This is a genomic window from Paenibacillus sp. G34 (assembly GCF_056856875.1).
In genome coordinates this window covers 736217-759782 of record NZ_CM166469.1, presented here as the reverse complement: position 1 = coordinate 759782, position 23566 = coordinate 736217, and the positions used below count along the sequence as shown (strand labels likewise).

Below are 23566 nucleotides of genomic sequence, written 5' to 3'. Positions count from 1 at the left end.
TCTGGATCACCTGTGGATGCACTTCATTTATATAAATTGAACTGAAGCATGTTTACACGGAGCACTCCGATGACAGAATAACCTTACACTCGCTGTTATCCCCGGATGTTTTTAGATTCCCTTTTTCAAGGTGAAAATCCGATGATAAAGGCGACCGCTTCGCTTTTCCAGGTTTTTTCTGTCCTCTCCGTTACTGTGTAATTGAAGCCAACTCAATCGATACAGTAAACTCCTATTATTCATATGAAGGGAATATCGGTTGTATGTGCACAGCTCAGATGACGTACCTAAATCTATGACCTGAAAAGATCAAAATCATCCACGTTCATACCATAATGTAGAAAACGCCTTCATCCTTTCAAACGCTTGCTTGCACAGGCAAAAAGCCCTTTACGTACGGATGTGAAAACGGTATACTTAGAACTAAAGTTATGATTATGAAATTATGTTTCATCTGATGAAACCACTGAACAAGAACACGGAACGGTGAAGGCCTGTTCTTCATTTAGAAATGAACGTTTTCTTCATCTCACCGACACATTTTAAGGAGGTACATGTATGTCAGCCAAGAACCATTTCTCCGCCGCTCGTTCGCTTGAGGTTGGAGGCAAGTCTTACCGCTACTACAGTCTCGATGCTCTTCAGGAAGGCGGCCACGGCGACCTTTCCAAGCTTCCCTTCTCGATTAAAGTTCTGCTTGAAGCAGCGATTCGTCAATACGACGGACGTGCTATCACCGAAGAACACGTTAAACAACTGACTGGCTGGGCTGAAGGCCGTGATAATAATAAGGAAATTCCGTTTATCCCTGCGCGGATCGTATTGCAGGATTTCACGGGTGTACCGGTTGTTGTTGACCTTGCAGCAATGCGTGACACTGTGAAAAAAGCAGGCGGAGATCCGAAGCAGATCAACCCGCTCGTTCCCGTTGATCTCGTTATTGACCACTCCGTTATGGTTGATGCTTTCGGAACCAGTGATGCACTGGATTACAACATCAAAGTGGAGTTCGAACGTAACGAAGAACGTTACCGTTTCTTGCGCTGGGCACAAACAGCGTTCAACAATTTCCGTGCTGTTCCACCATCCACAGGGATCGTTCACCAGGTTAACCTGGAGTACCTTGCTTCCGTGGCTGCAACCAAAACAGTTGATGGCGAAACCGTTGTATTCCCGGATTCCCTCGTAGGTACAGACTCCCACACCACGATGATCAACGGTCTCGGCGTTGTTGGCTGGGGTGTAGGTGGTATTGAGGCCGAAGCAGGTATGCTGGGCCAACCGCTTTATTTTGTAACACCGGACGTTATCGGTTTCAAATTGACAGGTAGCCTGAGCGAAGGCGCAACAGCAACTGACCTCGCGCTCACCGTTACTCAAATGCTTCGTAAAAAAGGCGTTGTAGGTAAATTCGTTGAGTTCTACGGACCAGGCCTTGCCAACATCGGCCTTGCTGACCGTGCAACAGTTGCCAACATGGCACCGGAATACGGCGCAACGATCGGTTTCTTCCCGGTAGACAGCGAAACGCTGAACTACCTGCGCAGCACTGGACGTTCCGATGAGCAAGTAGAACTGGTTGAAGCTTATTACAAAGCTCAAGGCATGTTCCGTACTTCCAGCACCGTTGATCCGGAATTCACGGATGTAATCGAACTGGATCTCGGCTCCGTTGTACCGAGTCTTGCAGGACCTAAACGTCCACAAGACCGCATTGAGCTGACACAAATGAAAGAAAGCTTCAACAGCATCATCCGTACCCCTGTCGACAAAGGTGGATATGGACTGAGTGATGAGAAGATTGAACAAAAAGTGCCTGTGAAGCACCCTGACGGTTCCACTACGGAGATGAAAGCTGGAGCTGTAGTCATCGCGGCAATCACAAGCTGTACGAATACATCCAACCCTAGCGTTATGGTCGGTGCAGGTTTGCTGGCGAAAAAAGCAGTTGAACTGGGTCTGACTAAACCAGGATATGTGAAAAGCAGCTTGACTCCAGGTTCCCTCGTCGTTACCGAGTATCTGGAAAAAGCAGGTCTGATCCCGTATCTCGACCAACTCGGATTCAACGTAGCCGGTTATGGCTGTGCAACTTGTATCGGTAACTCCGGCCCACTTCCGGATGAAGTGAGCGAAGCGATCTCTGCCAACGATATGACTGTTGCGGCTGTGTTGTCCGGTAACCGTAACTTCGAAGGCCGTGTACACGCACAAGTAAAAGCGAACTACTTGGCTTCTCCACCACTCGTTGTTGCATACGCACTCGCAGGTACAGTTGATATCGACTTCGAAACCGATCCAATCGGTCACGACCAAAATAATCAGCCTGTATTCCTGAAAGACATCTGGCCTAGCTCCGAAGAGATCAAGGATGCGATTGCAAGCTCCCTGAATGCGCAGATGTTCCGCAACAAATACGAGAACGTATTTACTGCCAATGAGCGTTGGAACCAAATTGCTGTACCGGAAGGTGAACTGTATGAGTGGGATCCGAACTCCACATACATCCAGAACCCGCCATTCTTCCAGGAGCTTGGCGATAAGCTGAACGATATTGCTGACATCCGCTCTGCACGCGTAATGGCATTGCTGGGTGATTCCGTAACAACGGATCACATCTCACCAGCAGGTAACATTGCTCCGTCCAGTCCAGCCGGATTGTACCTGAAAGAGCATGGCGTAGAGCGTAAAGACTTCAACTCCTACGGTTCACGCCGTGGTAACCATGAAGTCATGATGCGTGGTACATTCGCCAACATCCGTATTCGTAACCAGGTAGCTCCAGGCACAGAGGGTGGTATTACGAAATACTTGCCTACGGACGAAGAGATGTCCATCTACGATGCTTCCATGAAGTATCAGGATGAAGGACAGAACCTGATCGTTATCGCAGGTAAAGAATATGGTACAGGAAGCTCCCGTGACTGGGCAGCCAAAGGTACGTTCTTGCTCGGCGTCAAAGCCGTTATCGCAGAAAGCTTCGAGCGTATCCACCGCAGTAACTTGGTAGGTATGGGCGTTATGCCATTGCAATTCCAGGAAGGTCATGGTTGGTCCAGCCTTGGTCTGAACGGACGTGAGACGTTTGACATCACAGGTCTGAGCAACGATGTGAAACCAGGCCAAGAATTGAAAGTAACCGTAACTCGTGAAGACGGTACACAGTTCGACTTCCCTGTTATTGCTCGTCTGGACAGTATGGTTGATGTGGATTACTACCACAACGGCGGTATCCTGCAAACGGTATTGCGTCAAATGATGAAAAAAGCTTAAACCACTTTATCTTTTATGGGATAAAATGAAATAGCGAAGCCCCGCTTCATGTGCATACTGCACGATGAAGCGGGGCTTTTGATTTTTGAGTATTGAGGCGAGACTCGGGTTTAATGTTGCTTTGCGTTAGTCATTTTTGCTTTGTTTTAGTCATTTTTACTTTGTTGTTGATACTTTTCTGTTGCAATCTGATTAAAAATCAATCCTGATTCCCACCTCTGAATCATCCGGCGGTTCAGGTATGCGATAGATTCCCCTGCATTTTAACTTTTCCACGTTGATCCAATCCATAAAGTCATCCCCGCCGTAACTGCGAATAAACACCCCATATTCCAGTTCATCATCGAAATTAACCGATTCCATATATTGAGTGAACGGATGTTTACCTTCAATGCTTTGCAGAAAATCAGTAAATTCATTTCTCCACACTTCGATCTGCTCTGCATGCTGGTCAGGGACATAATAATAGAACCCGTCAGGGGTGTAATAAGAAATTTTCATAATCATCCGATCTACCTCCTAAAGCCTGATCGTGAATTAGTTGCAAACTCATTCTTCAAAAGAATCTAAGAGCATCTCCGAGAGTGAATAAGAGATTAGAGTTTTAGAATAGCCATACCTTCTTTCAGTTGTTCAGAAACAGCCGTATAATACTCGATTCTATCTGCAAGCTCATGTTCTGTTTTATGTACCAGATAATATGAATACTTCTGCATCAACTCATGCGCGTTCAACTCAATGGGCAGGTGAATGATCTCATAATAATCTGTGTTCTCTGAGTTGGCATAATAACGATAACCTCTTTCGCATCGGCCAATATTCATAACCGTTTTGATGACCAATAATTCATCACGTGTGAAGCTACGAATCTGTGTAGATCTCTCCTTTTCCAACGCTAGTATGGACTGTTCCTCTTCTTGTCTATGTGTTGCGTCTGCGATCTCACTTTCGATAGCGATCAGCGCTCTCATTCTTTCGGCAAGCTGTTTTGCTAACAAAATCAATTCAAGCCCTTCCTCCTAGTGTAGTGAACATATAGGTATTGGCGAACATCGTCTTTTCTTTAAGATACGGAATTAGCATCTCAACGTTGTCTCTTAATTAAACTATTAAACAGTATCGCAAAAGTGTCCGCTTAAAACAACTCAAGCAAACGCTCTAAAGTATAACCCATATAAGATTTCCGTTGGCAAACGAGGTAAATTTGTATCCGTAGCAAGGGAAAAACTTAAATCCGAGAATCGATGAAAAAGGCGCCCTAGTGACTAGCCAAAATTCTAACGATCATGAGAAGCCTTATTTCGCCCCAAAGTAGCCTTTTTAAATTCTAACGATCCGTAGGGACGCTATTGAAGTAAATCCTCCCCGATTTATCCCGATTTCAGCTAAATTTGAGAAAATAGCGTTTCTGGTGATCGTTAGAATTTATAACCCGGCTAAATCAGCCAAATAAGCTCTGTCATGATCGTTAGCGCTACGAGCGGGACCCAAACCAAGGTGACTAATGGTTTGGGGTTGGGGTTGGGGTTGGGGTTGGGGTTGGGTTGGGTTGGGTTGGGTTGGGTTGGGTTGGGTTGGGTTAGGTTTTCGATTATCCGATTTTTCGAGTTTCCAGGGTTTTCAAAAATCCCCGCCACCGTCGTGTCTTTATAAAAAAAACTCCCTCTCACGCATCGCTACAAGCTGTGCGTTCATAGGGAGGTTCGCTTAATGCCCAATATAATGTGAGGATTGATCGAGCAACTGCACTGTGCCCATGGCCAAAAAGAAACATGACATGACGATCAAAGTTGCTCCGATCCACCTTGCTGCAAATCGACGATCCTTGATTTGCTGGTCTGTAGCACCTGTTGTACTCTGCGGATATACCAGAAACATAAACCCTGTACTAATCAATAGTACAGCCATAAACATCAATGTAACTCCTCCTTAGGCAGGGCACGACACATGGGCCTCTTCCCCACAGTTATCCCCTTCACTATTTCATCTAGTTACTTTCCTAGGGATTCTTATACTCTCCCCGTCTTTATTCCGAGTGCTTCTCGCCTAATTATTCGCCGCCACTCGTAATTTCCCTCCTGTAAACAGCCTGTTCATCACCAGTAACACCATATACAACAGATATCCGATCATTCCACCAAGTGTATTCAACATAAGATCATCCACATCGAAGATACCTATCCCCGTGAGCAGCTGTGTCCCTTCGTATCCCAGACTAAGCAGGAACGATAGAACAAACACATGAATCCCGGTAAAAAGAGTATGGCGTAACAGCCCTGTAATCAATACACCGAGCGGCACAAATGCAAGGATATTACCCACCAAATGAATGGCTGGTCCGGATCGGTGATGAACGGAGAGACTATACCAGTCTCGCTTAATCTCCTGAAATGGCGTCAGATTTATGGTTCGTGTATGAATCAGATCGGGTTGACGTAGCAGCTCCAGTAATCTGTCCCATACCAGTCCTACATCCACGGGACCTCCTTTGAATAGAATCAGTTTGGTGAGTAAATAAAGATAAATCAGGAATATAGAAATCCATACAACTCGAAGCGGATTAGACTTCTTCTCACGATTCTTCTCATGATGGTTGGTCAAATGGCTGGTCTGCTTTTTGTTCTGCATATGGCGTTCACTCCGATCACGGTGCTCATGCCCACGTTGCTTAAGCTGCTCGCTCGGCTTATTCTGTCTCATGCTGTCTTTACCTCCCCGATCAGGCCGTGAAGCCGTATACCAGCCGTATTTTGACCTATTTTGTTAATCCCAGCCGATGGCGTCCTGTTTTAAACCGATTCGTATGATATATCAAGCCTTCGGCTGTTAGATCTACAAATCATTCTAGCAACAGTTGGTCACTAGCTTTTCTTAACCGTAACAATAACTCCTTGCATATTATCACCGGAGATATCATAGGCATCATTCTCTGGCAGATAAATCTTCGTATCCTTCGAAACCTGATAATGATGGATGTCATATGTAGCACCATCGAGATCAACCGTCACGTCTTTCTTTTCTTTTAACATCTCCAGATATTCTTCCAAAACCATATGGTTCTTGTACATCACTGCACTATGCGGCATGCCAACATATCTGAAATGCCAGGGTTCATATTGAATGCCTGTCACGTTCACTTTATCTTTGGGATATCGCAAAATAAAGCCATATTTCCATGCGTTTTTTTCCAGCCACGCTCCCTCAGGAGCCTCACTCATTGCGGCCAGACTTGAACCTATATCCAGGGATAACCCCAGATTGTGCTCGCTGTAACCCGCAGGCAACGCGTAGTCCGAACCCTTTTGCAGATACAGCTCGTCCTGCTTCTCAAAATCTCTGTACCCGCTGCTCATCAGGAAATAGCGCACTCCCTCTTTACCAGCAGCCTCAACCATCTTCTGAAATTTTGCTGTGACCTCACGGGACAACATCAACGTCTGATCCATGATGCCATAACCCTGAAGCAAATCTTCTTCATCCGCTACATATACAATATCGGAACGAATACCCTCCGGGTGAATTGGATGTTCTGAATTGACCAATACGAGATTGCCTTTATGTATTTGCTGTTTCATATCTTGAGTTGCAGCTTCTCGGTACCCGGTGTATTTTTCATCGGTGTCCAAAATGACAATCGGCATCTCTTCTTTCTGCTGCAAAGCAGCCGTCGATTGCGTCACAATGTACCCGAGCAAAATGATGCATAGTAGAAAGCCCCACTTTTTCATGATTGTTCCTCCTTCCTCTCATGATTCAAGGATAGACAGAACAATTTAAAGAAAACGCAGGGCAATGTTTAAATTTTTCTTAAGTTTCATGAGAAACCTGCTGTAAAACAGGCAGACGAACCTCAAACATCGTGTGTACCACATCACTTACAGCCGATATTACACCTTCATGCTGCTCCACGATATTACGTGCGATAAACAGCCCCAGACCCGTGCCTCCCTCTTGCACGGTCCGTGCTCGATCTCCGGTGTAATACATATCGAAGATGTGCGGCAGATCATCGGGATGAATATGTCCTCCGTAATTCGTCACCTGAATGACAACGTGACCTCCATCGTGAAATCCTTTGATGTCTACGTACATCCCATCCTTGCCATGCCGCGCAGCGTTAATTAGCAGATTCTCGAACACACGGGCGAGTAGCTCCCCATCTCCGGATACGGTAAGATCGTTATCGATATGTAAACGGGTGACCAGATTATTTTTTTCAAAAACAGGATAAAGTTCCTCATTCATCTGCTTCAACAGCTCGCTTAGGTCCAGCCGCGTTTTGCGTACAGGTAACATGCCGTAGTTCATTCGTGTTATCTCAAACAGATCATCAATTAACTTCTCAAGCCGCTGGGACTTGGTGAACGCAATCGCGATGAAATGCCTTGCCTGTTCCTCAGTCAACTGCTCATCCTTCATGAGCAAATCCAGATAACCCAGTACAGAGGTCAGCGGTGTGCGCAGATCATGCGCGAGATTTACGATGAGCTGGTCTTTGCTGTTTTCGGCAAAGTCCCCTCGTTTCACCGCTTCTCGCAGCTTCTGGCTCGCCATATTAACACTTTCCGCGATCGTACCCAATTCGTCTTTGGCTACAATCTGTACCTGATGGTGAAAATCCCCATTAGCCAAGTGATTAATGCCTGCGGAAATCTCTTTGAAATACGTGACATAGCGCCTGGTAAACAAGTAAAAAAATAGAATCGCAAGCGGGATAAAGAGCAGCATAAAGACATATAAATCGCCAATACTTCTCATCATATTACGAAATTCCGCAAGCGAATCTTCCCGTCTCACCCCTGCGTAGTACATCTGTAACAGCTTATACACGATAAATGTTACGACGCCAGAAGAAAGCATACTTAGACCCAGCATCATAATCATCGTTGTGCGAAAACTTCTCCGTTTAGTCATTGAACGTGTACCCCACACCCCAGATGGTTTTGATTAACTTGTTCTTGTTCACATCTTCTCCGAGCTTCTTGCGCAACGTCCGAATATGTACCATTACGGTATTTCCGCTCTCAAAATACGCCTCGCCCCAAACTTTTTCAAAAATGCTTTCTGCACTGAAGACCTGTTTAGGGTTACTGGCAAGCAACACTAAAATGTCAAATTCCTTCGGTGTTAAATCCAGCGGTTTACCGTACAGTGTTACGCTGTGCTGATCGGGGACAATAACAAGTCCGCCTTTTTCCAAAACCGAGCGCTGCGCCGTAGCTGTGGACTGGCTAAATTGCAAAGAACGCCGTAGTTGAGAGTTGACGCGAGCCACAAGCTCCATTGGATTAAACGGTTTGGTCATATAGTCATCGGCACCCATCACGAGTCCTGTAATTTTATCCATATCCGACGTTTTCGCACTCAGGAATATGATCGGAAAATGATGCTGCTCCCGGATTTTGCGGGTCACCTCATACCCGTCCATACCCGGCATCATAATGTCCAGTACAGCCAGATCGATGGCTTGTGTCTGAACGGCCTGTAGTGCCGACTGTCCGTCAGATGCCTTGACGGTATGATAGCCTTCTTTTTGTAAATGCAGAGCAACCAGATCCGCGATCTCTATTTCATCGTCCGCAATCAGAATCGTAATTCGCTTCATTGCTTATTTCACTCCTATATGGGATGCTGGGCATATAATACCTATGAATCTAACAGATAACTCCCAGATAAACAATTGAAAGCAATGTTATATAAGCAGAACAAGTTTTACACAATCCACTCCGATGACAGAATAACCCTCCGATCGCTGTTATCCCCAGATTTTTTTGATTCCCTTCTCTATAGGGAAAATCCGGTGATAAAGGCGACCGCTTTGCTTCTCCAGGTTTTTTCTGTCCTCTCCGTTCAAGTGTAAAAAAAATATTCCATTTATATAGACACTAATAAAGAGAAGGAAGATATAGCTATGAAACTGGAGCGTTTGTTAGCCATTGTGGTACTGCTCATTAATCGCAGGCGATTACAGGCCAAAGACTTGGCCGAGATGTTTGAAGTATCCATCCGTACGATTTATCGGGACATCGACACATTAGGCCAAGCTGGAATTCCGGTGGTGACCTATCAGGGCGCAAGTGGTGGAATCGGGCTGGCAGAAGGTTACCGGCTGGATCGCAACCTCTTAACTGACAAGGATCTTGCTTCCATCGTTACCGCACTGCGCAGCATATCAACCACTCATACGAATACTGCGCGCGAGTTATTGGTAGAGAAGCTGAGCAGTATCGTGCCGGAAGCCAAAAATGAAGATTTTCAGGCCAGTACGCATCGATTCATCGTGGATCATTCAACGTGGACACACCCTGAAGCACTGCAACAGAAATTAAAAGTCATCGACCAGGGAATCGATCAACTTCAATGCATCCATTTTGCCTATTGCAGCGCCGAAGGTGAACAGACGCATCGTACGGTTGATCCACACACCCTTGTGCTGAAAAGACACGCGTGGTATCTGTACGCCTTCTGCCATGAACGGAATGAATTCCGCATGTTCAAGCTGGTGCGCATGAAAGAGGTTGTGCTTGCCGAACAACATTTTGAACGCCAATCCATCAACCTTCAGGACAGACCGTGGCAGCAGGAATGGAGCCATCCGAACAAGCACATTGGACTCACGCTGAAATTCCATGCCCGCGCCCGTCATCTCGCGGAAGAATGGTTCGGTATTGAAAATGTATTGCCTGACGGCAATGGGTATTATATCAGCCAGATCGCTTTCCCTGAGGATAACTGGTTATATGGATTTATTCTAGGTTTTGGCGCGGACGTAGAGGTACTGGAGCCTTTGCATATTCGTGACAATGTGTGCCGTATGGCAGAGCAGATTGTAGAAAATTATAAAACCTCAGCTCAAACCTGACAGACAGCTGTCCAGTTCCTCCCCGTATACTTCAACTATGTTCAGGTTGAAGTTATACATATAACCGAGGAGGAATGAATCATGAACGTTACCGTATGTCAAAGCTGTGGAATGCCACTCACAAGTACCGATCAATTCGGTACAGAAATGGATGGCAGCACTACCCGTGAATACTGCATTTATTGTTACAAGGATGGCAAGTTCGAACAACCAGGGATGACGCTGGAAGGCATGATCGAGATGTGCACCACTATTCTCAAAGAAGAAGGCATGGACGAGGAATCAGCCCGCTCGATGCTACGCAACCAACTACCTTTTCTGAAACGCTGGCGTGATGAAGGAAATGTACAGAGCAGTGAGGACGGGACTACTGTGTTAGAGAAAACTTTGCTTGGGAAAACAAGTCCAGATGAGCAACTCTCTCCACCAGTTGGGGCTGATCCAGCAAAGAATGCTCCGTTTTCCGGGGAGCCTGTTCGCTATGTCACCCTTCCAGGCAAACGACTGGCAGGATTGTCCGCACGTACAACCAACGCGATTGAGATGAGCGGTCAAGGCAGCATCGGTGCGTTGTGGGGTCGTTATTTTGCCTCCGAACACATTCCGGCTACTGAAGCTGCACGCTACGGCTGTTACACGGATTACGCAGATGGCATTGCCGGTGAATATACTATTTTGATCGGACATGAAGTCGGCGAGGAAGAACGACTGCCTGAAGGTTTCGATGAAGTACATTTACCTCCTGCTACCTATGCAGTGTTTACTTCGAGAACCGGACCGATGGTTGAAGTAGTCAGCGAAGTGTGGGGAGCGGTGTGGGCTTGGAACCATCAGAGTGACCGTACATTTACCGGCGATTTTGAGTACTACGATGAGCGGAGTTTAGACCCGGAACATACACAGGTGGATGTATATATTGCGGTAAAAGAACGCAGGTAATCGAAGGATATAACGGATAAGCCCTCTTCAAAAGGAATTTAAAGAGAGATTCAAATCATTCAATCTAAAGCTGCCAAGAGGTCTTGGTAGCTTTTTTGACATTTTTCGATTAATATACCCCGACCATAGAACCAAGTTAGTTAGCTTATACCATACCTAGTCACTTGGACATATGCCTTAGAGGCAAGCACCATTGACTTCCCTAAAATTAGGACCATTCGCATAACAACCGATACCACGCTCCCATACCTCGCCTTTCATATCAGGTTCTTTATTCCTGAATTTTCCTAAAACCGTTTACATCTTCTGAATACCGGGTAAAATCACTACATCCGAGTCGGAATAACGATTGAATTACCGCTTCTTCATGTAACAAGTCATATGTACCTATATGTGTACAGGGTGAATTCATTTTATTATCACCAACAGAATACAGTTGAAAATACATACAAACAAACGATGCATGTCCATCATGCATGTAAGGAGGAACCAAGATGATCCGCATGCCTATTCAGCAAATGATCCCGTATCACCACCAATATCCGCGCAACACGGCGACCGCTGCTCCGAAAAAGGAAAATGAGAACACTCAAGGCCTATCCTTCCATGAAATTTTACAGCAAAAAATGACGAAAAAGAACGTATCCATGAACATGAGATAACTCTTTACATCTCTGTGGATGCTCCCTATACTACGTGTAAAAGGTGACATTTCAGACGCGAAGTTTCTTACCGATGGTTCACACACATTATGTGATCCAGGCGCGTCTTTATATAGTCACTCTACATAAAGGGGATTGCCTATGAGCACCATTGCCTGTTTCCACGCGCACCACTCCAATATCAGGTTGATCGAACAAGCACTGACTTCCTATAATATCGAACTGGTTCACTATGTAGACCCCGGTCTGGATCGGCTCAAGCATGATGAGGAGTTCAATAGTGACCTTGTTCGGGAAAAAGTAAATCAGACACTGCAATGGATGAGCCGCTGTCACGCTGACGCCATTCTTGTGACATGCACCTTGTTCGCTGCCGTGCTGGAACAAATACAACCGTTACCGATTATGGTAACGGGTATTGACGATTCACTGCTCGCGATGATGGTAAAACATCCGAAGCGGTATTTGCTTGCGTTTACCAACCCTGCCACCGTAGGGCCGACGATGGCTCGATATCGTGACTATATGGATCGACACTTGGCAGGAAAGGACAAGCCTGAGCTTGAATCCGTGTTGCTCCCTGGTCTGTTCGACATGGTCATGCGTGGCGACCAGGAAGGCTACGTCGCGGCATTAAAAGAAGCATTGCAGCAGCTTGCTCTTGAATGCAAGGATGCTTGTCTTGTTGCTGCTCAGCTCTCTATGGCTCCTGCCGCTGAGCAGGCATCTGCCAATGCAGGTGTGACCATTTATACGCCGCTTTCATTATTAGGCGCGAATCTGGAGCGGGATATCGGTATTATGCCGAGAGTATAAAAGTGCAGGAGCTGCAGCCGTTTACGTAGCTTATTCAAGTGCACCATACAAGACCAAAAGTAACTTACGTAACTCAATACGGTTCACCATGTGTCCGAAGGTAACTTATATTGCATTCGATGTACCATGAACCTAGATCACCGTAGCTAAACGCATATACACTTCTATTTGGAGGGAACGAAAGCATGAAATATTTCACTGTAGAACCAGGTCAATCTATTGGGGATATCCGGTTAGGCATGACACAAAATGAAGTTGAACAAACGGAAGCTTTCAGCTTTGATCCCAACGTGGAATATGATGCTCAAGGCAAAGCACATTTTATTGAATTTCATGAAAGTGATGAGTATAAGTGTATGCTGGGAGAACTTGATCTGCTTGGCACCGAGGCTGACGTTTTGATACCGCAGTTGGACGCTATTGCGCCATATGACCGTGAAGATCCTGAACTTGGTTGCAGCTTCCAGTTCGATCAGATAGGCTTGATTCTATGGCGCCCTGTGCCCATGACCCGAGAGGATATGCAGGAGCCGTGGTTCCTGGAGATGCCACCCGAAAATCAGCAGGATGAAATGAAACACCTCTGCTTCTCGACGGCAGCCGTGTATGCAAAAGGATATTACGAGTAACCAAGGTACAGTTCATTTTTATGGGTACGTGATATGGATACGTAATATGGTTACATGAGATGGTTACGGGATATGATTACGTGAGATGGTTACGGGATATGATTACGGGATATGATTACGAGATATAGTTATGAGATATAGTTATGAGATATAGTTATGAGATATGGTTATGAGATATGGTTATGAGATATGGTTATGAGATGGTTATGAGATGGTTACGTGATACGGTTATGAGAGATGGTTACGTGGAGATCGTTACGTGGAGATGGTTACGGGGATATGGATACGTAATATGGTTATGAGATGGTTACATGAGATGGTTACGTGAAATCGTAAAATTCTATGAAGTTCGAGGATGCATAGATCAAGGATTCATACAATCGTAGAGGATATATACAATCGAACAATGATCGCAGGAAGATCAGATAGTCCCTTCTTACCGCTAACGATCTGAGAGAACGCTATTTACTTCATTTCAGTACCATTGAAATTCTAACGATCCTGAGAAACCTTATTTTAGGTTTTTAGCAGCGAATTGCCTCTTTTTTGGCTGATTTCGGCGAAATAACGTCGCTGGAGATCGTTAGAATTTTTTTCGCGCCAAAAACGTTAAAATAAGGTTCGTGGAGATCGTTAGATTTCAGATCATTCTCTCTGCAGATGCGGGAACCGCCTGACCCCGTAATATAAAATATGCGGTGATCAGTACGTGAAATTTCTATATGTTCTTATCTTGTTCATAATAGGTATGGGATGTTCAGCCTTCCTGCATGCAGGTAAGCTAAGACTGTCCGATGGTTTATTGTTTGTAATCGCTGGTATCTTGTATCGTATATGGAACAAAATTGATAAGGAATAAACTTTGATTAAATTCAAATCCCACCACCCGCGGAAAACGTGTATAGATATCCCCTTTCAGAAGAAGAAATCCGGTGATAACGGCGAAGCTTATGTTTCCGATGCAGCTTTCTTTCAGAAGCTTTTAGCTCCGCTTCTTCAGGCTTTTTCAGCTTCTTCAGGCTTTTTCCACTTTACGACCGTGCCCGATACTCCTCTGCCTTCGCCTGCATCCCGGCGGCTACCGCTTCCTCGTCGTTCAGACCGCGATCTGCGGCAAAGGCACGAATGTCCTGCGTGATGCGCATACTGCAGAACTTCGGTCCGCACATGGAGCAGAAATGTGCTTCCTTCGCCCCTTCTGCGGGTAGCGTCTCATCATGGTAGGATAGCGCTCGTTCCGGGTCAAGCGACAAGTTAAACTGATCTCTCCAACGGAACTCGAAGCGTGCCTTCGACAGTGCATCATCGCGGCGCTGGGCGCGTGGGTGGCCTTTGGCTAGATCAGCGGCATGGGCGGCTATTTTATAAGCGATAACCCCTTCACGCACATCATCCTTGTTCGGAAGTCCCAGATGCTCCTTCGGCGTGACATAACAGAGCATGGACGTACCAAACCAGCCAATCATCGCTGCCCCAATCGCAGACGTAATATGATCATATCCTGGTGCAATGTCCGTGGTCAGTGGCCCGAGAGTATAAAACGGCGCTTCCTGGCAGATTTCCATCTGCAAATCCACATTTTCTTTGATCTTGTGCATCGGCACATGCCCCGGCCCTTCTATCATGACCTGCACATCATGCTTCCACGCTATCTGTGTTAACTCTCCGAGCGTTGCCAGCTCCGCCATCTGTGCCTCGTCATTGGCATCGTAGATGCTGCCTGGACGCAGCCCATCCCCGAGGGAGAACGCCACATCATACCTTTTCATAATCTCGCAGATTTCTTCAAAATGGGTGTACAAAAAGTTCTCCTGATGATGTGCCAGGCACCACGCTGCCATAATCGATCCGCCTCTAGATACTATTCCTGTCATCCGTTTCGCTGTCATCGGAATATATCGGAGTAACACACCCGCATGAATTGTAAAATAGTCCACGCCCTGCTCAGCCTGTTCAATCAGCGTATCCCGGTACAACTCCCAAGTGAGTGCCTCAGCCTCGCCATTCACCTTCTCCAGCGCCTGATACAGCGGCACCGTACCAATCGGCACCGGGGAGTTACGGATGATCCACTCCCGTGTCGTATGAATGTTTTTGCCTGTCGAGAGATCCATCACTGTATCCGATCCCCAGCGCACAGCCCAGGTCATCTTCTCCACCTCCTCCTCGATGGAGGAAGATACAGCGGAATTACCTATGTTGGCGTTGATCTTCACGTGAAAATGACGCCCAATCAACATGGGCTCGCTCTCCGGGTGATTGATGTTGGAGGGAAGAATTGCCCGCCCGATTGCCAACTCCTGACGCACAAATTCAGGCTCTACCCCTTCACGGATAGCGGCATACTCCATCTCAGGTGTAATGACTCCCTGCCGCGCATAATGCATCTGCGTGACACAACGTCCGGCCTGAGCACGTAATGGTTGCCCGCGGAATCCCGGGTACTCCTCTGCCCCGGCTATCCGTCCTCCAGGCTTTAATCCGTTATCCTCCGGTTTCACGGCGCGCCCCTCATATGCTTCGACATCACCTCGCTCCATAATCCAGTGATTTCGGAGCGCAGGTAGTCCCTTCCGAATATCCATCTGGAATTCGGGATCGGTCATCGGGCCGCTCGTATCGTAGACACGCAGCGGCTCATTATGCTCCACCCCTTGGGGAGTATTCGTGTCATGAAGGGCAATTTCACGCTCCGGTACAGCAATGTCCGGTCGTGAGCCCTGAATGTAGACTTTGCGGCTGCCCGGGAAGGGTTGAACCCCTCCAGCCGCACCGGTTTCCTTTTCCACCGGATGACCATCGCGTCCCATTTCCTCTATTCCCATCTGCTGCCCCGTTTGGTTATGTGTACTCATGTCTCCTGTTTCCTCCTCTGTGATCTTCTTTTGCGCTATGTCTTCACCAATGCGTCAGTTGCAACTACCACACCTGCCCGGGAATCTCCAGAGCACAGAAGCACAGCAGGAATGATCCCGCCCAAGCAGCCAAATAAGATCCAAGAGACAGATTTTTATGCACAGTCAGCACAAGCATGAAACATGAGACACTTCACCTAGACATTCAGGCATGGATGTTGGCATTGGTTATGCTCTCTGATCATCCCGTCGCACTAATCTGCGAATCTCATGCTTTCTTCAAGAGATTTAACGATCGTGAAGCACAACGAATGAGTCTCTGCTTACCGCTGTATATAAAAAAGCCGGTTCCGAAGGAACCGACTGATGTCCATCACCGTACACGCAACAAGAGAAATTTGCTGCAAAACAGCATCGATCCCAGGTTAACGCCCGTAGTGTTTGTGGTCATATGGCCGATTACTTCCCTACGCTGGTATGATCCAGATCAGGTGCAAAGGGTCCGGAATCTCATGCGATCCCGTCTCAGTCCGGACAATTCGGACTCCCCCAGTAACGTAAACGTATTGCGACAATCATGCCGCTGCTCAGCTTAAAATATCAACCGACCCCGCGGAGTCGTCCATTACAGACTAGCGTAATCCGGACATAAATACAACCTTAATATTCCAGAGAGAACATTCCTTTCGGGCAAAACTTCAAGCAAGAGCCCACCCTACGACAACATAAGTCCCATTTGCACAGCGGCTTCTTTCAACACAGGTGCGTACTCATGTAATGTATCCTGCGAGAGCCTGCTAACAGGTCCAGACACGGAAAGTGCTGCTGCAATGTTACCTCTACGATCCATAATTGGCACGGATACGGCGGCAGCTCCCGGCTCACGTTCCTCATAACTGGTAGCATAGCCGTTCACACGAATGTCTTCCATCTGAGCCAGATATACGTCCGGGTCGATAAATACAGGCCATTCCGGGCCGTTCATCAGTTCCTCGCGATCCTCATCAGCGGCAAATGCCATTAACACTTTGCTGGAAGCGCCTACGGAAAGCGGCAGTCTGACACCTACAGGCGCGACCCGCCGAATAGCCTGATCACTCTGTACTGCCTGAATACGTATCCGTTCGCTGCCATCACGAAGGTAGAGACTTACAGTCTCACCCAACCGATCCCGTAGCCGTTCCATTGCAGGCAACAGCAAAATCGCAGGATCATCGCTACGTGACATATGTGCAGACAGTTCCCAGATTCGGATGCCTAACCGGTATTTCTCAGTCGCTGCATCGCGTATCACGAACCCCCGATCCTCCAGCGTAGCCATCAATCGATGCACCGTACTCTTGTGTAAACCGATCTGGCTGGCAATTTCGGTGAGTCCAAGATCACTGCGTGTGGTAAAACATAATAATATATCCAGCGCCCGTTCTACAGCCCGGACGGTTAGCTTGCGGTCTTCCATGGCATGATGCCCTCCTCATGTTTCATCACATGAAACTTGGTTACATAAATTATATGAGAAACGGTCTCATCTGTAAACTAAAAAGAACTGTTTTGAAGGTGCTGTGCAAGCCGAAAAATGAACAAAATATCCATTTTACACATCGTAATCTCCTGTAATTTACACACTATGGAATTGTTACCTCTATATCTTAAGAACTATATAACAATTGCGTAACAAATGCCTTCAATTGATTGACTTTGACTATATCGAGACATACGATAAAGACAGGAAGCCTTTCAGTTGTAAGAATAAAAGTATGACTTTAGCATCAGGATGTGTCATCGTCATAAATACGAATTTAGAAGAATCAAAATGCTATTTTTTTCACGTCGTTATGATCCTGCCAAATTGTTCTTCAACCGAAATTTAAAGGAGGGGCATGCATGTATCCGACATCACAGAGCGAAGCCCCGCTGCATACCAAAGTGTCCGATCTGCCCTCTTCATTGTCACCAAGGCTGATTCGGTTCAAGCATATTATCGTAGCGTTGCTGCTCTCCGTTGTATTTTTCCTATTGTTTTGTTTTATTGCCTTGCACGGTTATATTGCATGGGTGCTATCCAACCCAACGGTTGCTCCCGTGTTCTCCAACCCGATGCAGGCCAAAAATATGAAATACGAAGACATTACCTACCCTGCGGCCGACGGAAGCCGAACGATGCAGGGTTGGTATATTCCCGCTAACACGGATACCGGCAAAACCATTATTTTCAGTCACGGTTATGGAGCGAACCGGGAGGAAACCTGGGTGCCTATGTATGATCTGGCTCATTACGCACACCAACTAGGTTTTAATGTAGTGATGTTCGATTACGGCTTTGCCTCTCAGGTGAACCGAGCTGTAGCTACCGGTGGTAAAGCGGAGTCACAGCAACTGCTGGGAGCCATTCAGTATGCGAAGCAACGTGGAGCACAGGAACTCGTTGTCTGGGGGTTCTCCATGGGAGCTGGAACGGCTCTACAGACCGGACTGCTGACCAATCAAGTGGATGCTATGATTCTCGATAGCACCTTCCTGCTAGAGCCGGATACGCTGTACCACAACATTCATAATCAGATTAATCTGCCGCGCCAGCCTACGCTGGAGATTATGAAGTTGCTCTTCCCGATCTTGAATGGCACGGGTCTACAACAAATTCCGTATCAGGAAGTGAAGAAAAAGGATTATCCGTTCCCCATCTTCTTCATTCATGGTACAGAGGATGAGAAGGCTCCTTACCCGATTGCTGAGCAGCTAGCCGCCAATCAGACGAATCCTTATTCAGAAGAATGGATTGTGCAAGGCGCGCATCATGAGCTGATCTTCCGGGAGCATCCGAAGGAATATCTGCGCCGCGTCTCGACCTTCCTGAGTCACGTGACGAAGACAAGCAGTGAGGATGTACAGCAAAACGAGCAGTAATGATCTAACACTGAGTCCGTACCCCTGTTCTGTTGTCTTGTTAGCTTTCAGATCAGCAGGTAACGAGCGGTTAAGGAATATTCGTTTTACCGATCAAAAGGATATACAGCATTTTGATGTGTTAGAGCCCTCCGGGGCTCTTTTTTTATACACATAGGACAATACGCCTCAAGAATACACTGTTGAGACAGAGCAAAGATAATTGAACGAAGAGCGGATTCGTACTTTTACACATGCCTTGAAAGAAGTATCTGATTCGTAAAATAATCTGAAAGATTGGAGGTATAACGGATATGAACTGCGATGGATACGGCCATCTGCTGCCTTTGCGGATGCTGGAAGAAATCCGTTTCTGGAAAGAGCAAGAGAAAGAACATACGCTTGTTATTCGCGCACTGGTTCCTGATCTGGAAGCTCCCTACGTTAAAATGCTGGAGGAATGGGAAGCAGCCTTTGCGAACAGCGAGCGAGTGGCGAATCAGTTGATAAAACAGCTGTTGCCAGCAACCCAGCCGCCTGCCCCCTATATCATGCGAAGTATCGATCAACTCGTCCAGACAGCAAAGCATCAGTCCAAAGAGTTTATCAAGCAGCTTTATATCATGCTGGAGCAAAGTGCAGCAGTGCGTGCGGTCCCACTTGCTCAAACCTTCATCCTGCATATCATCCGTGAATCGGAGTATTTCCTGGGGGTATTGGAAACGCTGAGTCAACCCGGCATTTTGCGGGAAGCAGAACCAGCATCATCTGTACTACTGGAAAATGCACTGCACAGTATTAATGCCAAAGTAGCCCAAGATCTACGCCTTGAAGCCAAGGAAACATCCGCCTCTTCTGCAGGGCAAACCAATGCATTTCCTGATACTTTCGCACAGGTGCAATCATCGTCAATCCAACCTTTAACGGGTGGAACGGCTCCTGCCGAACCCCTGCCTGCTTCTGCCCCTGTAAGAGAAAAGCCGGTTCCAATTGGCGGACATACGTTGCCTCCCCTCCCTTACGCGTATAATGCCTTGGAGCCGCATATTGACGAACTGACGATGCGCATTCATCATGACAAGCACCATCAGTCCTATGTGGACGGTTTGAACGTTGCGGAGAAGAAACTCGCTGAATCCCGGAAAAAGAATAATTTTGAACTCATCAAGCACTGGGAGCGCGAACTTGCCTTTAACGGGGCAGGGCATTATCTGCACACGATCTTCTGGACAATTATGAACCCGGCGGGCGGCGGCAAGCCAACCGGCATGCTTGCAGAACAGATCAAACGTGATTTTGGCAGCTATGAAGCATTCAAAAATCAATTCACTGAAGCGGCGAATAAAGTAGAAGGTAGCGGCTGGGCGATGCTGGTCTGGAGTCCGAGAGCGCATAGGTTGGAAATTTTGCAGGCCGAAAAACATCAGAACTTGTCCCAATCCGATATCGTTCCACTCTTGCCGCTGGATGTATGGGAGCATGCCTACTATCTCAAACATCAAAACGAACGCAAAAAGTACATTGAAGACTGGTGGAATGTCGTCTACTGGCCTGCTGTCGCAGAACGGTATGAAACGGCACGAAAGCTGCTGTGGCCGCCTTATTAGAGCAGCGAATGTAAAAAAAGAGATATCTCCAGTCAAAGACTGAAGATATCTCTTTAGAACATGTCTCCTTTATCACCCCATGCAGGCCAATAATTTGCCCAACTAACCTTACTTATTTTCACAAGTTCAATAAAACTCGACCGTTATTCCTTAATGGATGCGGCCTGAATTGCTTGGTAAGCCCAGTGGGTATCAGGCACATCCGACCAGGTTTTTAGCGTTGTTGCTGCAGGCTGAAGACCAATCAATTTGTTGATTATGGTCACAGCTTCAGCACGCGATACCAATTTTTCAGGACGGAAGGTACCATCTGTATATCCCGTAAGAACTCCTGCTGCATCTAGACGAGCAATCGCTTCCTGGGCCCAGTGCTGCTTCACATCCGTGAATGCAGTTGTTGCTTCGGAGGTCGTCGCCTGTTCACCTTTCAGCAAATGTTGTAATACACCAGCCATCTCTGCTCGTGTTATCCCTTGTTCCGGTTTGAAGCTGCCGTCTGTGTACCCTGTGAAGTACCCGGCTTGGACAGCAGCAGAGATACTGTGATAAGCCCAGTGCCCGGCTTTAACATCAGTAAACGCGTTTTCCATTGAAGCTGACGTTGTATCCATTACACGTGTAATCAGTGTGGCCATTTCGGCACGTGTTACGAACCACTCCGGTTGGAAACGACCATCTGCATACCCGCGAATATAAGGTTTGGCTATAGCCGTGTCATCAGCCCAGTCTTTGACCCGTACCACGGAAAAGGTACTGAACTGATCCACACTGATCTCGATGCCTTGCTGGTTATTATCTTTATTCAATGTCACTACTTTACCGTGTACCAGCTCTTTTGTTCCGTTGCTGTGCTCGATGTACACGCCAAGATCCGCTGGTTTCACACCTGCAAGCTGTTTGCTGTCTACTGGCAGGACAAGTGTTACTGGACGACTTTGCAGATTCGTTTCAATGGTCATCGGACGTCCCAGTACCTGAATATCTTTGGTGCCGGCGATTTGAGTAATCGTCTCGTTAGCCAGCAACCTTTGTTCAATGGCCTGACGTGTCTCCTGTTTCTTTACAGGCACCAGGCGGAAATATACATCATCTGTTCTGTCTTTCATAGAGGAGGCTGGAATGGTTACTTTTACGTTTGGATTAGAAATAACCAGCTCAATTCCTTGCTCCGTGAATAGTGTAGTTGATTCCCGCGCCAGTTTCACATCCCACTGAGAGACTTCATCTTTCGCGTCTGGAATCAGAACAACAGCGGTACGTGAGCCCGTTTTCTTCAACTGATCAATAACCGACTGCGCTTTACTTGGATTTAATCCAAGCTCGTCTTTTATCGTACCATCTGTTCCACGAGTCCGGCTGATTTCCAATGAATCAATGGTGGAAGCCATCTCGCCATTTGCCACATCCACTTTAATAATTTCCTTCTGTGGAGCCGAAGAGACCGGTGATGAAGATGTAGGCGAAGATGTAGATGGTGTTGGAGAAGGCGACACAACCACTTCTCCACCGCTATTGCCTTGAGATTGTGGTGTTACCGAGGTGGACACTTTAAACTCCGACATCCCCGCACTGCTCGAAGACCGAACAGCAAATACATAAGGCAGACCACTTGTTAGATTTGAAACGGTATACTGCAATGCATTCATTGGCCCCGCTACTTTAGTCCAGCTCTTAGGATCTTGTGGCGCATCACTGCCCTGATACATATATACGACATACCCGTCTGCCCCAGGTACACTACTCCAATTCAACTGAACCTGTCCATTAATAACCTGCGGAGTAAGAGCCGCTGGTGCAGCAGGCAAACCAGGTGTTATTACATTAGATACGACATAATCGGATACAGAATGTACCTGGCTATCTTGATACGTAGAAGTTACAGCAAAAATATACGTTTTTCCATCTACCAAGTCTGGAACTTCATTTTCTACTGATAGGGTATTCGTTATATCAATCCAATCGACTGGATTAGCAGGAGCGGCAGTACCTTCATACTTATAAACGGTGTATGTGCGCTCAGGCTCCTCCGTCCAGGTCAGATGCACCTTATCATTAACTAACGTTGCCTTTACATTATCTGGAGTCACCAAAGTTTGAAAACCTTCCGCTACAAGGATTTGGACAGGATTACCTGCTCCTTGTTCTTCCATGATAACAACTGAATAATTGGTTTCCGGGGTTAAATTAGTAAGAACAATCGTCTTATCAACCCCCTGCTGAATCTCAAAAGACGTATGATTCGAGATTGCATTGGCTTTGTATCCCTCTAAGCTAGAATCAGTGACATCTGGCCACTGGGTGCCTGTTTGCAGATCATAATATATTGTAGCTGTATGATCTAATCTTATAGTGATTTTAGCCGACCTAGGTGAGAGCAAGTGAGGAGAAACTACCTCAAATCCTGAATCTGCTCTCACTACCTTTGCCCCCCATGTCGAAAACGGTAAAGCCAGCATCAAGATCATGACGATACAAATCTTTGTTAAACGATGAACCCTTGTATTTCCCTGTTTATTAGCCTGCATATCTTTGATCTCCCTTCTCAAAGAAATTTTCGTCTATATTTATGGAGAGATCATATCAAAATATTCTGAACATTTTCTGAACAAAATACGACATATTTCACGTTTTATCGATGTTATCTGACCCAAAAGATGAAATCCACGCAAAAAAAAGCGAACCTCTCATTAGAGATCCGCCTGAATATCAACTTCATATTAAACTTCATACATAACATGACTATGTTAAGAAGCACAACCCTCGCACGCTACATAGTTGTCGCCAACCTGTTTGCTAATGGCGATCAGATCACCGAGTTTGATATCGGACTCTTCTGTGAACTCCAGATCAGCAATACGTCCCACAATCAAAGCAGCAGCCTCTTCTTTACTGGTTGCCATCTGGCTGAATTCAGATTTTTCACCTGTCGAAACGACTTCATACAGGTATGTATATCTCAATGTTTCCACTCTAATCCTCTCCTTCCGAAATCACATCATACCATCTATGTTACCCAATTCCAAGCCTGCCGAAAAAGAAC

At 46.5% G+C, this 23566-nt stretch carries 19 protein-coding genes and 1 riboswitch; of the genes, 8 read left to right on the top strand and 11 right to left on the bottom strand.

The features are described from left to right. Positions 1-558 precede the first annotated feature (558 nt). Positions 559-3273 carry an aconitate hydratase AcnA gene (gene acnA / locus AC1VYS_RS03510; protein ID WP_482913017.1) on the top strand — a complete coding sequence of 905 codons (2715 nt, stop codon included), beginning with the start codon at positions 559-561 and terminating at the stop codon, positions 3271-3273. A 192-nt stretch (positions 3274-3465) separates the two neighbouring features. Here the strand turns inward: acnA and AC1VYS_RS03505 are convergent, their stop codons facing one another. The 7 genes from AC1VYS_RS03505 to AC1VYS_RS03475 all read right to left on the bottom strand — a co-directional run bounded on the left by AC1VYS_RS03505 (position 3466) and on the right by AC1VYS_RS03475 (position 8878). After that, positions 3466-3780, bottom strand: coding sequence for a hypothetical protein (locus tag AC1VYS_RS03505; protein ID WP_482913016.1), 315 nt, complete (start codon positions 3778-3780; stop codon positions 3466-3468). Between the two features lie 89 nt (positions 3781-3869). Continuing rightward, a complete protein-coding gene (locus AC1VYS_RS03500; RefSeq protein WP_482913015.1) occupies positions 3870-4277 on the bottom strand; it encodes a hypothetical protein in 408 nt (135 codons plus the stop codon). A 703-nt stretch (positions 4278-4980) separates the two neighbouring features. Then, positions 4981-5187, bottom strand: coding sequence for a hypothetical protein (locus AC1VYS_RS03495; RefSeq protein WP_482913014.1), 207 nt, complete (start codon positions 5185-5187; stop codon positions 4981-4983). Between the two features lie 132 nt (positions 5188-5319). Further along, complete coding sequence (locus tag AC1VYS_RS03490; RefSeq protein WP_482913013.1) at positions 5320-5973, bottom strand: VanZ family protein; 654 nt, start codon at positions 5971-5973, stop codon at positions 5320-5322. A 161-nt stretch (positions 5974-6134) separates the two neighbouring features. After that, positions 6135-7001 carry a M15 family metallopeptidase gene (locus tag AC1VYS_RS03485; RefSeq protein ID WP_482913012.1) on the bottom strand — a complete coding sequence of 289 codons (867 nt, stop codon included), beginning with the start codon at positions 6999-7001 and terminating at the stop codon, positions 6135-6137. 79 nt (positions 7002-7080) lie between these two features. Further along, complete coding sequence (locus tag AC1VYS_RS03480; protein ID WP_482913011.1) at positions 7081-8187, bottom strand: sensor histidine kinase; 1107 nt, start codon at positions 8185-8187, stop codon at positions 7081-7083. Then, positions 8180-8878: a response regulator transcription factor gene (locus tag AC1VYS_RS03475; RefSeq protein ID WP_482913010.1), complete on the bottom strand. Its 699-nt coding sequence runs from the start codon at positions 8876-8878 to the stop codon at positions 8180-8182. Before AC1VYS_RS03475 ends, AC1VYS_RS03480 begins: the two co-directional genes overlap by 8 nt. Before the next feature lie 306 nt (positions 8879-9184). On the opposite strand from AC1VYS_RS03475, the gene AC1VYS_RS03470 reads away from it, so the two are divergent. From AC1VYS_RS03470 to AC1VYS_RS03450, 5 genes are all read left to right on the top strand, one after another. Further along, positions 9185-10135, top strand: coding sequence for a helix-turn-helix transcriptional regulator (locus AC1VYS_RS03470; RefSeq protein WP_482913009.1), 951 nt, complete (start codon positions 9185-9187; stop codon positions 10133-10135). Between the two features lie 81 nt (positions 10136-10216). Next, positions 10217-11074 (top strand): zinc ribbon domain-containing protein, encoded by an 858-nt coding sequence (locus AC1VYS_RS03465; RefSeq protein WP_482913008.1) that lies wholly within the window; start codon positions 10217-10219, stop codon positions 11072-11074. A gap of 494 nt (positions 11075-11568) precedes the next feature. After that, on the top strand, positions 11569-11736 hold the full coding sequence (locus tag AC1VYS_RS03460; RefSeq protein WP_464679548.1) for a hypothetical protein: 168 nt from the start codon (positions 11569-11571) through the stop codon (positions 11734-11736). Positions 11737-11877: 141 nt separating this feature from the next. After that, a complete protein-coding gene (locus AC1VYS_RS03455) occupies positions 11878-12552 on the top strand; it encodes an aspartate/glutamate racemase family protein (RefSeq protein WP_482913007.1) in 675 nt (224 codons plus the stop codon). A gap of 185 nt (positions 12553-12737) precedes the next feature. Then, complete coding sequence (locus tag AC1VYS_RS03450; protein WP_482913006.1) at positions 12738-13181, top strand: hypothetical protein; 444 nt, start codon at positions 12738-12740, stop codon at positions 13179-13181. Positions 13182-14212: 1031 nt separating this feature from the next. On the opposite strand, the gene thiC is transcribed toward AC1VYS_RS03450, so the two are convergent. Both thiC and AC1VYS_RS03440 read right to left on the bottom strand, forming a co-directional pair. Continuing rightward, entirely contained in the window at positions 14213-15991 is a 1779-nt protein-coding gene (gene thiC / locus AC1VYS_RS03445; protein ID WP_482914896.1) for a phosphomethylpyrimidine synthase ThiC, read from the bottom strand. A 492-nt stretch (positions 15992-16483) separates the two neighbouring features. After that, positions 16484-16597, bottom strand: a riboswitch (TPP riboswitch). A 154-nt stretch (positions 16598-16751) separates the two neighbouring features. After that, a complete protein-coding gene (locus AC1VYS_RS03440) occupies positions 16752-17495 on the bottom strand; it encodes an IclR family transcriptional regulator (protein WP_482913005.1) in 744 nt (247 codons plus the stop codon). 425 nt (positions 17496-17920) lie between these two features. On the opposite strand from AC1VYS_RS03440, the gene AC1VYS_RS03435 reads away from it, so the two are divergent. Both AC1VYS_RS03435 and AC1VYS_RS03430 read left to right on the top strand, forming a co-directional pair. After that, complete coding sequence (locus AC1VYS_RS03435) at positions 17921-18940, top strand: alpha/beta hydrolase (RefSeq protein ID WP_482913004.1); 1020 nt, start codon at positions 17921-17923, stop codon at positions 18938-18940. A gap of 293 nt (positions 18941-19233) precedes the next feature. Then, positions 19234-20526, top strand: a complete 1293-nt coding sequence (locus tag AC1VYS_RS03430) for a Fe-Mn family superoxide dismutase (RefSeq protein ID WP_482913003.1) — start codon at positions 19234-19236, stop codon at positions 20524-20526. Positions 20527-20669: 143 nt separating this feature from the next. Here AC1VYS_RS03430 and AC1VYS_RS03425 read toward each other — a convergent pair whose 3' ends face one another. Both AC1VYS_RS03425 and AC1VYS_RS03420 read right to left on the bottom strand, forming a co-directional pair. Next, on the bottom strand, positions 20670-22943 hold the full coding sequence (locus tag AC1VYS_RS03425; protein WP_482913002.1) for an S-layer homology domain-containing protein: 2274 nt from the start codon (positions 22941-22943) through the stop codon (positions 20670-20672). A gap of 327 nt (positions 22944-23270) precedes the next feature. Continuing rightward, positions 23271-23495, bottom strand: a complete 225-nt coding sequence (locus tag AC1VYS_RS03420; RefSeq protein ID WP_482913001.1) for a hypothetical protein — start codon at positions 23493-23495, stop codon at positions 23271-23273. Positions 23496-23566 lie beyond the last annotated feature (71 nt).

Coding starts and splice junctions, on each gene's coding strand:
- acnA (WP_482913017.1), top strand. CDS start 559: ATGTCAGCCAAGAACCATTTCTCCGCCGCTCGTTCGCTTGAGGTTGGA.
- AC1VYS_RS03505 (WP_482913016.1), bottom strand. CDS start 3,780: ATGATTATGAAAATTTCTTATTACACCCCTGACGGGTTCTATTATTAT.
- AC1VYS_RS03495 (WP_482913014.1), bottom strand. CDS start 5,187: ATGTTTATGGCTGTACTATTGATTAGTACAGGGTTTATGTTTCTGGTA.
- AC1VYS_RS03490 (WP_482913013.1), bottom strand. CDS start 5,973: ATGAGACAGAATAAGCCGAGCGAGCAGCTTAAGCAACGTGGGCATGAG.
- AC1VYS_RS03485 (WP_482913012.1), bottom strand. CDS start 7,001: ATGAAAAAGTGGGGCTTTCTACTATGCATCATTTTGCTCGGGTACATT.
- AC1VYS_RS03480 (WP_482913011.1), bottom strand. CDS start 8,187: ATGACTAAACGGAGAAGTTTTCGCACAACGATGATTATGATGCTGGGT.
- AC1VYS_RS03475 (WP_482913010.1), bottom strand. CDS start 8,878: ATGAAGCGAATTACGATTCTGATTGCGGACGATGAAATAGAGATCGCG.
- AC1VYS_RS03470 (WP_482913009.1), top strand. CDS start 9,185: ATGAAACTGGAGCGTTTGTTAGCCATTGTGGTACTGCTCATTAATCGC.
- AC1VYS_RS03465 (WP_482913008.1), top strand. CDS start 10,217: ATGAACGTTACCGTATGTCAAAGCTGTGGAATGCCACTCACAAGTACC.
- AC1VYS_RS03460 (WP_464679548.1), top strand. CDS start 11,569: ATGATCCGCATGCCTATTCAGCAAATGATCCCGTATCACCACCAATAT.
- AC1VYS_RS03455 (WP_482913007.1), top strand. CDS start 11,878: ATGAGCACCATTGCCTGTTTCCACGCGCACCACTCCAATATCAGGTTG.
- AC1VYS_RS03450 (WP_482913006.1), top strand. CDS start 12,738: ATGAAATATTTCACTGTAGAACCAGGTCAATCTATTGGGGATATCCGG.
- thiC (WP_482914896.1), bottom strand. CDS start 15,991: ATGGGACGCGATGGTCATCCGGTGGAAAAGGAAACCGGTGCGGCTGGA.
- AC1VYS_RS03440 (WP_482913005.1), bottom strand. CDS start 17,495: ATGGAAGACCGCAAGCTAACCGTCCGGGCTGTAGAACGGGCGCTGGAT.
- AC1VYS_RS03435 (WP_482913004.1), top strand. CDS start 17,921: ATGTATCCGACATCACAGAGCGAAGCCCCGCTGCATACCAAAGTGTCC.
- AC1VYS_RS03430 (WP_482913003.1), top strand. CDS start 19,234: ATGAACTGCGATGGATACGGCCATCTGCTGCCTTTGCGGATGCTGGAA.